Raw genomic sequence first — 13487 nt, 5'->3', positions numbered from 1 at the left:
TAGAGGTTCCAGACCACGGCGCCCGACACGAAGGCGATGGCAAGGGAGGCGAGCACGAGCAGGCCCACGAAGAACATTTCGAGCGCGACCAGGTCCATGCGCCCCATGGTAGCCCGTCCGTGAGGGCGATGGGCTCAGCGCGAACCGGCGATGAGCGAGGAGAGCGCGACGGCGACGCTGATCACTCCCAGAACCAGCAGAGCCCCGAGGCTGCTCAGCGCCACGCGCTGGATGAAGCGCTGCACGCGTCCATACGCCAGCTGGATGACGAAGGCGAGGATGACGGATGCGGCGAGCGCCAGCGTCATCCACGTCGCGTGCCACGGCGACGGGACGAACAGCGCGACGGCGATGCCTACGACGGCCGCGAACACCCAGACGGCCACGATGCCGCCGAAGGGCCGACGTGGCGCCAGTTCCGGTGTCGTCATACGATCATTCTCACGCATGGGAGCGCGCGCTGCACGTCGTGCGCCCCGGTGAGATCTGCGTGCCTCGCGGCTGCGCATAAGATGAGCACGACGCGGACCCCGCCCGGAGGGTGACTTTGGCACAGCTTCTCGTTCTGAGTTCCGCCGGTAGCGCGCCCGCGCTCCCGGCGCTGGAGCTGTTGAGCCATCGTGTCCGTCAGATCCCGGCAGAGCCCGCACAGTTGGTGAACGCCCCCAACGCGGACGTCGTCTTCGTCGACGCACGCCACGATCTGGTGGGCGCCAAGTCGCTGTGCAAGATCCTGACGACCACGGGACTCGATGCGCCGCTCGTGCTCATCGTCACCGAGGGCGGTCTCACCGCGGTGTCCACCGACTGGGGCGTCGACGACGTGATCCTCGTCGGCGCGGGCCCTGCCGAGGTCGACGCCCGCATCCGGCTCGCCGTCGGGCGCATGTCGAAGGAGCAGGTCTCGACCCGCATCCAGACCTCCGGCATCACGATCGACGAGTCCTCGTACTCCGCCAAGGTGCACGGCAAGCCGCTGGATCTGACCTACAAGGAGTTCCAGCTGCTGCACTTCTTCGCGACGCATCCGTCGAGGGTGTTCACGCGGGAGCAACTGCTCAGCGAGGTCTGGGGCTACGACTACTTCGGCGGCACCCGCACGGTCGACGTGCACGTCAGGCGCCTGCGCGCCAAGCTCGGCGACCTCGAGCAGCTCATCGGCACCGTGCGCAACGTGGGCTACCGCTTCAACGTGTACGAAGAGGACCAGATCCCGGCTGCCGGGGAGCGCGCCGGATCCTGACCCTCGCGGAGTTCACACTCGTGTCACCTCTGGCTGCAAGGATGTGGGAATGATCTCCGACGTGATGCTCGATGCGGGCCTGGGCGATGCCGACGACGACGACTTCGACGTCACCGACGGCGGCGACACCGAACTTCCCGAAGCCCGGTATCTCGATCGCGAGCTGAGCTGGCTGGCGTTCAACCAGCGCGTGCTGGAGCTCGCGGAGGACCCGGCCGTGCCCACGCTCGAGCGCGCCAACTTTCTCGCCATCTTCGGCAGCAACCTCGACGAGTTCTTCATGGTGCGCGTCGCGGGGCTCAAGCGTCGCATCATCACGGGGCTCGCGGTGCCGACGAACGTCGGCCGCGCGGCGCAAGACGTCCTCGCCGACATCTCCGGAGAGGCCCACGCCCTCCAGCTGCGTCACGCCGAGGCCTGGCAGCAGCTGGTGCGGCCCGCACTGGCGAACTCCGGCATCGAGGTGATCGGCTGGGGCGACCTCGACGAAGACGACCGCGCGCGTCTGTCCGACTACTTCCAGTCGCAGGTGTTCCCGGTGCTCATGCCGCTCGCGGTCGATCCCGCTCACCCCTTCCCCTACATCTCCGGCCTGTCGCTGAACCTGGCCATCCGCATCCGGAACGCCAAGACCGGCCGACAGGAGTTCGCGCGCCTGAAGGTGCCGCCCATGCTCCCGCGGTTCGTCGAGGTCTCGCGCGACGGCGAGCGCGTGCGCTACCTCGCACTCGAAGACCTGATCGCCAACCACCTCTCCGACCTGTTCCCGGGCATGGAGATCCTCGACCACCACGCGTTCCGCCTCACGCGCAACGAAGACATGGTGATCGAAGAGGACGAGACGGAGAACCTCATCCAGGCGCTCGAGGCCGAGCTCATGCGCCGGCGTTTCGGGCCGCCGATCCGCCTCGAGATCACCGATGACATGGACGAGCTGACCCTCGATCTGCTGATCAAGGAACTCGACATCACCGAGCAGGAGGTCTATCGCCTCCCGGGGCCGCTGGATCTGCGGGGGCTCTTCGATCTCTCTCGCATCGACCGCCCCGACCTGCACTACCCGCCGCACGTTCCCACGACGGCGCTGGCGTTTCAGCCGGGCGACAACAACGAGCGCGCCGACATCTTCGCCGCCATCCGCAAGGGTGACGTGCTGGTGCACCATCCGTACGAGTCCTTCGCCACCAGCGTGCAGGCCTTCCTCGAGCAGGCCGCGAAGGACCCGCACGTGCTCGCGATCAAGCAGACCCTGTATCGCACCTCGGGCGACAGCCCCATCGTGCAAGCGCTCATCGACGCCGCCGAGGCGGGCAAGCAGGTGCTGGCCCTCGTCGAGGTCAAGGCGCGCTTCGACGAGGCCAACAACATCGTCTGGGCCCGCAAGCTCGAGAAGGCCGGCGTACACGTCGTCTACGGCCTCGTCGGGCTGAAGACGCACTGCAAACTCGCCCTCGTGATCCGCGAGGAGAACGGCGTGCTGCGCAGCTACTGCCACGTCGGCACCGGCAACTACAACCCGAAGACCAGCCGCATCTACGAGGACTTCGGCCTGTTCACCGCGAGCGACGAGGTGGGTCGCGACCTCACCCGCCTGTTCAACGAGCTGAGCGGGTACGCGATCGAGAAGAAGTTCAAGCGTCTGCTCGTCGCGCCGCTGCACCTGCGCAAAGGTCTTGTCCGTCTCATCGAGCGCGAGCGCAAGCACGCCCTCGACGGCAAGAGCTCCGGCATCCGCATCAAGGTCAACTCGATGGTCGACGAGCAGATCATCGATGCGCTCTACCGGGCGAGCCGTGCCGGGGTGCCGGTCGAGGTCTGGGTACGCGGCATCTGCAGCATCCGCCCCGGCGTCGAAGGGCTGAGCGAGAACATCACGGTGCGCTCGATCCTCGGCCGCTACCTCGAGCACTCGCGCATCTTCGCGTTCGACAACGACGGAGATCCCGAGACCTTCATTGGCTCCGCCGACATGATGCACCGCAACCTCGACCGCCGCGTCGAGGCGCTCGTGCGCATCACGGCGCCCGCGCAGATCGCCGAGCTGAGCGATCTGTTCTCCCTCGCGATGAGCGACAACACGAGTTCCTGGTGGCTCGAGGGCGACGGCACGTGGACGCGGCATTCGACCGATGCCGAGGGCAAGGCCCTGGTCGACCTGCAGGACAAGACGATGTTCCAGGTGCAGCGTCGCCGTCGTTCGAGGGCGGTGCGATGACGAATACCGCCGTCTATGCCGCGGGCGGAATCGTCTGGCGCCGGGTCGAGGACAAGCTGAAGATCCTCCTCATCCACCGCACCCGGTACCGCGACGTCACCCTTCCGAAGGGAAAGGTCGACCCGGGTGAGGCGCTGGTGGAGACGGCCGTTCGTGAGATCTTCGAAGAGACCGGGATCGCCGTCTCGCTCGGGCTCCCGGTCGGCGTCTCCCGCTACACGCTGCCCAGCCGGCGCGAGAAGATCGTGCACTACTGGTCGGCCGAGGCCACCGATGCGGCCATCCGCGCGTCCGCGTTCGTGCCGAACAAGGAGATCGCCGCCATCGAATGGGTCAGCCCGAGAAAGGCGCTCACCTACCTCAGCTACCCCGTCGACGTGGAGATCGTGGAGAACTTCCTCCGGTTCGTCGACGACGGCGTGCTGGAGACGTTCCCGATCGTCGTGCTCCGGCACGCGAAGGCCACACCGCGCGACGAGTGGTCGGGCTCCGATGCGTCCCGCCCCCTCACCGCGCGCGGGCGCAAGCAGGCGGAGGCGATCGTCGGGCCGCTCACCTCGTTCGGCATCCGTCGGATCGTGTCGTCGGATGCGGTTCGCTGCAGCGAGACGGTGTCTCCCCTGGCCGCCGCCCTCGGGCGGTCGGTCAAGACGAGCGAGCTCATCAGCCAGGACGCCTGGGAAGAGGGGCGTTCCGACGCCCGCACCGTCGTCGGCAAGCGGGTGCGCTCCCGCAAGCCGGCCGTGGTGTGCAGCCACGGGCCCGTTCTGCCCGACATCCTGCACGAGCTGGCCCTGGCGACCGGCACGCTGCGCGGCTCGTATCTCGGCAGCGCGTCCGCGCTGGAGGTCGGCGGCTTCTCGGTGGTACACCTGTCGCGGACGAACCCCGGTTCGGGCATCGCCGCGATCGAGACGCACCTTCCGAAGGTCTGACATGCCGGGCGCGGTCCGCGTGCTCTGGACGACGCGGGACGGCGCCGATCGTCGAACGGCTGCCGCGAGACTCGTCCGCGACGCGACCGGTCGCACGCTCCGTCACGGGCCGTGCTCCAGGTGCGGCGGCGACCACGGGCGTCCTCGCCTGGACGGAGGCGGGTCCGTCTCGCTCGCCTATGCGGGCGATCTCGTGGTTGCGGCGCTGGCCGAGGACGGCGACATCGGCGTCGATGTCGAGCAGGGCGCCGCGTCCGCGCCGGCGCGGCTCGACGGGCTCGCTCCCGGCTCGACGCTGCGGGACTGGACGAGGTTCGAGGCGGCGACCAAGGCGGTCGGGGCGGATCTCCGCGACGGTGTCCAACTGCCCGTGGTCACCGAGGAGGCAGATTGGGTGGCGGTCGTCGCCGGTCGCGTGGTGCACGGCCGTGAGGTCGACGCTCCCGCCGGGTTCGTGATCAGCGTCGCGCAAGCCGAGGCAGCGGAGCCCGATCGATCCACGAGCTGAGCACTGCCGCCGAATCGTCGTCGAGCAGGGCGCGGAAGTCGTCGGTGACGACCAGGCCGTGCCGGTGGGCTGCGGTCCAGGAGCGCAGCAGCTCGAAGAACGCCGTATCGCCCAGGTGCAGCCTCAGGGCGTGCAGCGCGAGCGCGCCGCGTTTGTAGACCCGGTCATCGAACAGCAGAGCCGCCCCCGGATCGGCGATCACCAGGTCCTGCGGCTCGGCCGCGAGCTGCCGCAGATGGGCACGCGCGCAGGAGTCGGCATCCGGTCCGCCCGATGCCTCCGACCACAGCCACTCGGCGTAGCAGGCGAAACCCTCGTTGAGCCAGATGTCCTGCCAGCGCGCGATACCCACGCTGTTGCCGAACCACTGGTGGGCGAGCTCATGCGCCACGAGTCGCTCGCTCGCCGCATCCAGGTGATTCCCACCGAACACCGCCATGCCCTGCGACTCGAGCGGGATCTCGAGGTCGTCCGCCGTCACCACCACGCGGTACTGGCTCTGCGGGTACGGCCCGAACCGCTCGGCGAACGCCGCCATCATCTGCGGGAGGTCGGAGAAGGCCGCGGCGGCCGGCGCCCGCAGCGGTGCCGGCGCCCAGAGCTCGACCGGCACGGGGGCGTCGATCTCCGTGCGCCCGTACCGGCCGATCTGCACCGCCGCCAGATACGTCGCGGTGGGAACGTCGCAGACGTATTCCGCGATGCGACGGCGCCCCTGCACCTGATCGAGGATGCGGGTGCCCACCGCGACGGCGGTGTACTCGCGGTCGGTGGCGATCCTCATCCGCATCCGGGCGCGATCGCCGGGACGGTCGTTGCAGGGGAACCAGGTCGACGCGCCCGTGGGCTGGTTCGCCACGAGAGCTCCGTCGGTCAGCTCTTCCCAGCCGATGGTGCCCCACGGCGAACGTCTCGGCGCGGGCGAGCCTTCGTAGCGCACCTCGAGCGTGAACGTCTCCCCCGCGGCGACGTCGCGTCCGAATCCGATCTGCAGATGCTGCGCGTTCTGACGCTGCACCGCGGGCGTCGCGTCGTCGACACGAACCCGGGTGACGCGCATCCCGATGAGATCCAGCCTCACGCCGCGCAGGTCGGTCGACGCGGTCGCCACGATCGTCGCGGTGCCGCTCAGACGGTTGGTGCGAACCCGGTAGTCGAGGTCGAGGTCGTAGGAGACGACGTCGTAGGTGACGTCGCCGCTTCGCGGTGCGTAGGCGTCGCCGGTCACGAGGTGGACTGGTACGCGCGCACCTTGACCGCACGCCAGGGGCCGATGGGATTGCCGCTCCAGCGGGTGCCGACCGGCACCGCCTCGCCGCGCATCACGAGGGATGCGGGTCCCACGGTCGCGTCGGCGCCGATGACGGCGGCGGGCAGGATCACGCTGTGCGGGCCCAGCGTCGCTCCGGGCTCGAGCTCTACGGTGTCCATGCTCATGATTCGATCATGGAACAGGTGCGTCTGCACGACGCAGCCCCGGTTGACCGTCGCGCCGTCGCCGAGCGTGACCAGATCCGGTTCGGGGAGCCAGTAGGAATCGCACCAGACGCCGGTGCCGATGCGCGCACCCATCGCCCGCAGCCACACCGCCAGTGCGGGTGTGCCGACGGCGCCACGTGCGAACCACATCGCCGCCACCATCTCGGTGAACGTGTCGACGACTTCCGTCCGCCAGACGAAGCTGGACCAGAGGGGCTGCTCGCCGGCACGGATGGGGCCGACGATCGTCCACTTCGCGACCACGGTGATCGCTGCCGCGGCAGCCCCCGCCGCCAGCAGCACGATCCCCGACAGGAGGAGCGCCCCCAGCCAGCCGAGCCAGACCGTGAGCCCGGCCAGCGCGAACAGCACCGACAGCCCGATCGCACAGGTCACGACCACCGGGACGAAGCGGCACAGCTCCCAGAGTGCCCGCGCGAGGCGCAGAGGCGGCGTCGGGCGGTAGGTGCGCGACTCATCCGCTTCGGCGACGGCGCGGCGCAGGCGCACCGCGGGCGAGCCGAGCCAGGACGACCCGGGCTTCGCCTTGCGCGGCGCCGACGACAGCACCGCCACCAGACCGTCGCGGGGCACGCGATGCCCCGGTGCCGCCATTCCGGAATTACCGAGGAAGGCGCGCTTGCCGATGCGGACGGTGCCCAGCCGCATCCACCCGGCGTGCAGCTCGTAGGAGGCGACCATCGTGTCGTCGGCGAGGAAGGCGCCGTCCTCGATCCGGGCCAGCGGGGGCAGCAGGAGCACCGTCGACGCCTCGACGTCGCGCCCGACGCGGGCCCCCAGCATGCGGAGCCACACGGGCGTGAACAAGCTCGAGTAGAGCGGGAAGAGGATGATGCGCGACGCATCCAGGAGGCGCTCGATCGTCCACGCCTGCCACGCCACCCGGCTGCGCACGGGGTACGTTCCCTCGGCGAGACCGATCGAGAGCAGGCGCACGGCGACCACGACGACGCCGGCCAGCACGAGACCGCACACGAGCACGGCCGGCGCGAGCCATGACATCGCCGCACCGAAGGCGGCCGGCAACGACGGGGCCCCCTGCACGCCGAGGGCCAGGACGACCGCACCGCAGAGGATGGCGAACACCGGGAGCAGGGCGAGCGCCAGTGCCGATGCGCCGTACGCCCACACCCAGCGGTGCGGCGTAGGCGGCCGTCCGGCTGGCCAATCCGACGCGACCGCGCCCACACGGACCGCGGGAGACCCGGCCCAGGTCTGCGCCGCACGCACCCGCCCGAAGACGGCGGAACCGGGGGCGATCTCCGCGCGCTGGCCGATGCGCGTGCCCGGAGCGAGGGTGCTGCGTGCGCCGATGGTCGCCGCGGCGCCGATGCGGATGGCACCCACGCGCAGGAGGTCGCCATCGATCCAGTAACCGCGCAGATCCACCTCGGGCTCGATCGACGCTCCGTCGCCCACCTCGAGCATCCCGGTGACGGGAGGCAGCGTGTGCAGATCGACATCTCGGCCGATCCGGGCCCCCAGCGCACGGGCGTAGTAGGTGATCCAGGGGGCGCCGGCGAGACCGACCGCATCCACCTGGTCGGCGATCTGCTCCGCCAGCCACACACGCAGGTGCACCGCACCGCCTCGCGGATAGTCCCCCGGGCGAAGCCCCGCGAGCAGGGCACGCGCGGATGCGGCCGCGAGCGCCATCCGCCCGAACGGCGTCGCGAACAGCAGCCACCCGATCACGAGCAGCCACACCGGGGCGGTCGGGAGGGCGCCGAAACCGGGGAAGAGGCTGAGGACGCTCCCCGCGGTGAGGATGTAGAGCAGCCATCGCACGCCGGACAGGATGAACAGCGGCGCTCCCGCCAGCGTCTGCAGCCACTGCGTCGCACGCGGCGTGGGTTCGGGGCGCCGGTACTCGCCGCCCTCCTCTTCGGGCAGGAACGGCCCGAGCGCCTTGGCCATCGCCGACAGACGGGGCATGTCGTAGATGTCGGCGACGGCGAACTCCGGCACGCGTGCACGGATGCGGGACACGAGCTGCGCAGCGGCCAGCGAGCCGCCGCCGAGGTCGAAGAAGTCCGCCTTCCGCCCGGGGACCGCAACTCCCAGCACCGCATGCCACTGTTCCGCCAGCCACGCTTCGGCGGGATCGAGCCCCGACGGCGGCGTCTCGACGCCCGGCAGCGGCCACGGCAACCCGCCCCGGTCGACCTTTCCCGACGTCCGGACAGGCAGCTCGTCGACGACGGCGAGCAACGGCACGATCGCCGCCGGGAGGCTCTCGGCCAGACGGGCTCTCGCCTCGGCACGGTCGAGCTCGGCACCCGGCTCGAGAACGAGATAACCCACCAGCACGGAGACGCCCGCCTCGCTGTGTCGCACCGCCGCCGCCGCGGTGTGCACCCCCGGGAGCTCCTGCAGCGCGGACTCGACCTCGCCCAGTTCGATCCGCCGCCCCCCGACCTTCACCTGGTCATCGGCCCGGCCCTGGAACACGAGTCCCGCGCTCTCGAAGCGGACGAGGTCACCCGAGCGGTAGGCGCGCTCCCACCCCAGGGAGGGCATGGGCGCGTACTTCTCCGCGTCCTTCAGCGGATCGAGGTAGCGCGCCAGGCCGACGCCGCCGATGATCAGCTCCCCGATCTCCCCCTCGCCCACACGCGCGCCATCGGTATCCACCACGGCGAGCATCCAGCCGTCCAGCGGCAGTCCGATCCGCACCGGAGCCGAGCCGTCCATGAGAGAGCCGCAGGCCACCACGGTCGCCTCGGTCGGGCCGTACGTGTTCCACACCTCGCGTCCTTCGGCCTGCAGGCGCGCAGCCAGTTCGGGCGGGCACGCCTCCCCGCCGAAGATGAGCAGCCGGACATTCTCGATGGCCTCCGCCGGCCACATCGCCGCCAGCGTCGGCACCGTCGAGACGGCGGTGATCCCCTGACGGATCAGCCACGGTGCGAGATCCTCCCCCGAGCGCACGAGCGAGCGAGGAGCGGGCACGAGACAGGCGCCATGGCGCCATGCCAGCCACATCTCCTCGCAGGAGGCGTCGAAAGCGACCGACAGGCCCGCCAGCACCCGGTCGCCCGGACCGAGCGGTGCGTCCTGAAGGAACATGCGCGCCTCGGCATCCACGAAGGCCGCGGCGGACCGGTGGCTCACCGCCACCCCCTTCGGCACACCCGTCGATCCTGAGGTGAAAATGATCCAGGCGTCGTCCTCCGCCGTCACGACGGGAACCGCGTCGAACGCGCGCGTCGACGGATGCGGGGCGTCCCCGTCATTGAGCTCCACAGCGGACGTCGACCCCTCGGACGCGACGTACACACCGCCGCCACCGATGACACCGGCCACCCGCGCCTCACCGAACACGAGGCGCGCACGCTCGTCCGGGTCGTCCGCATCCACGGGCACGTACGCAGCTCCCGCGACCAGCACCCCGAGGATCGCGACGTACAGATCCTTCGATCCCGAGGGCATACGCACGCCGACCCGATCGCCGGGGCGCACACCCGCGGCGATCAGGCGCGCAGCGGTGCGCCCGACGCGGGCCAGCAGCTCTGCGTAGCTCAGGGCGCCCGAACCGTCGTCGATCGCCGACGCCTCAGGATGGCGCCCGGCGCTCTCGCGGAGGATGTCCACCAGGGTGCGGGGCGCCGGGGCCTGGGCGGATCGGTCCAGAACGGCCTGTGCGTCGGAGAGCATGCGCCGAAAGTAGGCAGCGCGGGTGAACGGATGGTGTCGCCACGCGCTCGCACGACCGCATCCGCCTCGCTTCGTTCACCTTCCGTTCACCCCGCACAGCGGACGCTGGTAAACGCGCCTGCTTAGCGTCTTCGGCGAGCCCTGCACCGGGCCCGTAAACCCTGACACGTGAAGGATTTCACAGTGAAGATCACCCGCATCGCCCAGGTGGGCGCCATCGCCGCCATCGCGGCACTCGCGCTCGCCGGCTGCGCCGCGAACGAGGCGCCCGCAGGCAACGAGACCTCCGCCGGCTCCGAGTCGTCGCTGCCCACCGGTCTCTCCGGCACCCTGAACGGCTCCGGCGCCACGTCGCAGCAGGTCGCCATCCAGTCCTGGACGCAGCTGCTGCAGACGGCCAACGCCGATCTGACCGTCAACTACGACCCGCAGGGTTCGGGTACCGGCCGCGAGTCGTTCCAGTCGGGCGCCGTGCAGTTCGCCGGCTCCGACCGCGCCTTCAAGAAGGACGAGATCACCGCCGGCCCGTTCAGCGTCTGCGCACCCGACTCGGGCCTCGTCGAGATCCCGGCCTACGTGTCGCCGATCGCGATCATCTTCAACGTCGAGGGCGTCAAGGAGCTCAACCTCGACCCCGCCACGATCGCGGGCATCTTCGCCGGCACGATCACCAACTGGAACGACCCGGCCATCGCCGCGACCAACAAGGACGCGAAGCTGCCCGACCTGGCGATCACGCCCGTGCACCGCTCCGACAAGTCGGGCACGACCGGCAACTTCACCGACTACCTCTCCAAGACCGACGCCGCGGGCTGGACCTACGGCTCCGTCGAGGAGTGGCCGATCTCTGGCGGCGAGGCCGCTCAGGGCACCTCGGGCGTCGTCAACGCCGTCAAGGGCGGCAACGGCACGATCGGCTACGCCGACTCGTCGCAGGCCGCGGGCATCTCGTCGGTCGCCGTCAAGGTGGGCGATGACTTCGTCACGCACTCCGCCGAGGGTGCGGCCACGGCCGTCGACGCGTCGCCGTTCGAGGACGGCCGCGGCGACAACGACCTCGCCATCACGATCGACCGCACCACGACCGAGGCCGGCGCCTACCCCGTCGTTCTCATCAGCTACCTGATCGGTTGCGAGAAGTACACCGACGCCGCTGCGGCGAAGCTCGTCCAGGGCTTCTTCACGACGGCGATCAGCGAGGAGGGCCAGCAGGCCGCTGCCAAGAACGCCGGCAGCGCGCCCATCTCCGACACGCTGCGCGAGCGCGCTCAGAAGGCCATCGACGCCATCTCCTGACACGCACAGAGCGGCCCCGGGTTCTCCCGGGGCCGCTCTGGCCCGTCCTGACCCGAACACGACGAGAAAGCGATAGATGACAGCCACAGCCGCGGGACCCACCCGCCCCGCTGCCAAACGGCGCCCCGGAGACATCTGGTTCTCGGGCTCCGCTCTGGCCGCCGGCAGCATGATCCTGGTGACGCTCGCCGCCGTGGCGATCTTCCTCATCATCCAGTCGATCCCGGCTCTCGGAGCAGACTCCTCCCAGGCGTCCCTCCTCTCCTCCAACTTCTGGGCGTATGTCGCGCCGCTGCTGTTCGGCACGGTCTGGGCCGCCTTCCTCGCCCTGCTGATGGCCGTTCCGCTGTCGCTGGGCGTCGCCCTCTTCATCACCCACTACGCACCGCGCCGTCTCGCGCAGGGTCTCGGCTACATCGTCGACCTGCTGGCCGCGGTGCCTTCCGTCGTCTTCGGCCTCTGGGGCATCCTCGTGCTCGCCCCCGCCGTGCAGCCGGTCTACTCGTGGCTGAACGAGAACGCCGGGTGGTTCCCGCTCTTCTCCGGTGATGTCTCGGCCACGGGGCGCACGATCTTCACCGCCGGCATCGTGCTCGCCGTCATGGTGGTCCCGATCATCACCGCGATCTGCCGCGAAGTGTTCCTGCAGACGCCGAAGCTGCACGAGGAAGCCGCTCTCGCCCTCGGCGCGACCCGCTGGGAGATGATCCGGATGGCCGTGCTGCCCTTCGGCCGCTCCGGGATCGTGTCCGGCGCGATGCTGGGCCTCGGCCGTGCTCTCGGCGAGACCATGGCGGTCGCCATGGTGCTCTCGACCACGGGCGCCGTCACGTGGCAGCTGTTCACCTCTCAGAACCCCTCGACGATCGCCGCGAACATCGCGCTGACCTTCCCCGAGGCCTACGGCACGAACATCAACGTGCTCATCGCGACCGGCCTCATCCTGTTCATCGTGACCTTCGTGGTCAACGCCATCGCGCGCTGGATCGTCAGCCGCCGCAAGGAATTCTCGGGGGCGAACTGACATGACGATCACCGAATCCGCTGCACCCGCGCGTACCGCATCCGGCGCACAGCTGCGCGCCGGCCGCCTGGCCGGTTGGTTCCCCTGGGTGCTGCTGGGCGCATCGCTCGCCGCGATGTTCGCCGTCTTCGCCATCCTCGGCACCGCGACCGGCGAAGGGGTGAACGTCGCGGGCTGGCTCGTCTCGGCGGCGCTCGTCTACCTCGCGCTCATCACGGTCATCTCCACGATCGTCGAGGGCAGCCGCAAGGCCGTCGACCGTCTCGTCACCGGCATCGTCACCAGCGCCTTCCTCATCGCGATGGTGCCGCTCGTGTCGGTGGCCTGGACCGTCATCGCCAACGGTGTCGCCCGCTTCGACGCGACGTTCTTCTCCTCCTCGATGCGCAACGTCGTCGGCGAGGGCGGCGGCATCGTGCACGCCATCTGGGGAACGGTGCTGATCACGCTCGCCGCGGCGATCATCTCCATCCCGATCGGGCTACTGACCTCGATCTATCTCGTCGAGTACGGCCGCGGCAGACTCGCCCAGGCGATCACCTTCCTCGTGGACGTCATGACCGGCATCCCCTCGATCGTGGCGGGTCTGTTCGCCTACGCGCTGTTCGCACTGTTCTTCGGGCCCGGTATCCGCATGGGCATCATGGGCGCTGTGGCGCTCGCCGTGCTGATGATCCCCGTCGTCGTGCGCTCCAGCGAGGAGATGCTGCGACTCGTGCCCAACGAGCTGCGCGAGGCGTCGTACGCCCTCGGTGTGCCGAAGTGGCTGACCATCGTGAAGGTCGTGCTGCCGACCGCGATCGCGGGCATCACCACGGGTGTCATGCTCTCGATCTCCCGCGTCATCGGTGAGACCGCGCCGCTGCTGATCACGGCCGGCTTCACCGACTCGCTCAACTACAACCTCTTCGACGGCCGCATGCAGACACTGCCGGTCTTCGTCTACACGCAGTACGCGAACCAGGGCATCCCGCCCGAGGCGTACTGGGATCGGGCCTGGGCGGCCGCCCTCACCCTGATCCTCATCGTCATGCTCCTCAACCTCGTCGCCCGGATCGTCGCGAAGGTCTTCGCGCCGAAGACCGGCCGCTGATCTCCCGAGAGAAAGA

Annotated in this window: 10 protein-coding genes; 7 read left to right on the top strand and 3 right to left on the bottom strand. The window is 69.7% G+C overall.

The annotated features are described in order from the left end of the window. Positions 1 to 134: 134 nt before the first annotated feature. A complete protein-coding gene (locus QE374_RS13685) occupies positions 135 to 431 on the bottom strand; it encodes a hypothetical protein (protein ID WP_309735730.1) in 297 nt (98 codons plus the stop codon). Positions 432 to 547: 116 nt separating this feature from the next. Between QE374_RS13685 and QE374_RS13680 the strand changes: the two genes are divergently transcribed. From QE374_RS13680 to QE374_RS13665, 4 genes are read left to right on the top strand one after another with little or no spacing between them, the layout of a single operon-like run. Then, positions 548 to 1243 (top strand): response regulator transcription factor, encoded by a 696-nt coding sequence (locus tag QE374_RS13680; protein ID WP_137417686.1) that lies wholly within the window; start codon positions 548 to 550, stop codon positions 1241 to 1243. 49 nt (positions 1244 to 1292) lie between these two features. Further along, complete coding sequence (locus tag QE374_RS13675) at positions 1293 to 3458, top strand: RNA degradosome polyphosphate kinase (RefSeq protein ID WP_309735726.1); 2166 nt, start codon at positions 1293 to 1295, stop codon at positions 3456 to 3458. Then, entirely contained in the window at positions 3455 to 4393 is a 939-nt protein-coding gene (locus QE374_RS13670; RefSeq protein ID WP_309735725.1) for an NUDIX domain-containing protein, read from the top strand. Before QE374_RS13675 ends, QE374_RS13670 begins: the two co-directional genes overlap by 4 nt. Before the next feature lies 1 nt (position 4394). After that, entirely contained in the window at positions 4395 to 4901 is a 507-nt protein-coding gene (locus QE374_RS13665) for a hypothetical protein (protein WP_309735723.1), read from the top strand. Here the strand turns inward: QE374_RS13665 and QE374_RS13660 are convergent. Both QE374_RS13660 and QE374_RS13655 read right to left on the bottom strand, forming a co-directional pair. Then, positions 4852 to 6129 (bottom strand): M1 family metallopeptidase, encoded by a 1278-nt coding sequence (locus QE374_RS13660; protein WP_309735721.1) that lies wholly within the window; start codon positions 6127 to 6129, stop codon positions 4852 to 4854. The genes QE374_RS13665 and QE374_RS13660 overlap by 50 nt on opposite strands. Then, positions 6126 to 10058, bottom strand: coding sequence for a Pls/PosA family non-ribosomal peptide synthetase (locus tag QE374_RS13655; protein WP_309735719.1), 3933 nt, complete (start codon positions 10056 to 10058; stop codon positions 6126 to 6128). The genes QE374_RS13660 and QE374_RS13655 overlap by 4 nt, the downstream gene beginning before the upstream one ends. Positions 10059 to 10241: 183 nt before the next feature. On the opposite strand from QE374_RS13655, the gene pstS reads away from it, so the two are divergent. The 3 genes from pstS to pstA all read left to right on the top strand — a co-directional run bounded on the left by pstS (position 10242) and on the right by pstA (position 13471). Then, positions 10242 to 11354 carry a phosphate ABC transporter substrate-binding protein PstS gene (pstS, locus tag QE374_RS13650; RefSeq protein WP_309736712.1) on the top strand — a complete coding sequence of 371 codons (1113 nt, stop codon included), beginning with the start codon at positions 10242 to 10244 and terminating at the stop codon, positions 11352 to 11354. A 76-nt stretch (positions 11355 to 11430) separates the two neighbouring features. After that, positions 11431 to 12378 carry a phosphate ABC transporter permease subunit PstC gene (pstC, locus tag QE374_RS13645; protein ID WP_309735717.1) on the top strand — a complete coding sequence of 316 codons (948 nt, stop codon included), beginning with the start codon at positions 11431 to 11433 and terminating at the stop codon, positions 12376 to 12378. 1 nt (position 12379) lies between these two features. Further along, positions 12380 to 13471, top strand: coding sequence for a phosphate ABC transporter permease PstA (pstA, locus tag QE374_RS13640; RefSeq protein WP_309735716.1), 1092 nt, complete (start codon positions 12380 to 12382; stop codon positions 13469 to 13471). Positions 13472 to 13487: the final 16 nt, after the last annotated feature.

Source organism: Microbacterium sp. SORGH_AS_0428, from assembly GCF_031453615.1.
GTDB lineage: Bacteria > Actinomycetota > Actinomycetes > Actinomycetales > Microbacteriaceae > Microbacterium.
This window is presented reverse-complemented; position numbering and strand designations above follow the sequence as displayed.

Bases quoted from the DNA above. Each gene is read 5' to 3' on its own strand.
- QE374_RS13685 (WP_309735730.1), bottom strand. From the start codon at position 431: ATGACGACACCGGAACTGGCGCCACGTCGGCCCTTCGGCGGCATCGTG.
- QE374_RS13675 (WP_309735726.1), top strand. From the start codon at position 1,293: ATGATCTCCGACGTGATGCTCGATGCGGGCCTGGGCGATGCCGACGAC.
- QE374_RS13670 (WP_309735725.1), top strand. From the start codon at position 3,455: ATGACGAATACCGCCGTCTATGCCGCGGGCGGAATCGTCTGGCGCCGG.
- QE374_RS13665 (WP_309735723.1), top strand. From the start codon at position 4,395: ATGCCGGGCGCGGTCCGCGTGCTCTGGACGACGCGGGACGGCGCCGAT.
- QE374_RS13655 (WP_309735719.1), bottom strand. From the start codon at position 10,058: ATGCTCTCCGACGCACAGGCCGTTCTGGACCGATCCGCCCAGGCCCCG.
- pstC (WP_309735717.1), top strand. From the start codon at position 11,431: ATGACAGCCACAGCCGCGGGACCCACCCGCCCCGCTGCCAAACGGCGC.
- pstA (WP_309735716.1), top strand. From the start codon at position 12,380: ATGACGATCACCGAATCCGCTGCACCCGCGCGTACCGCATCCGGCGCA.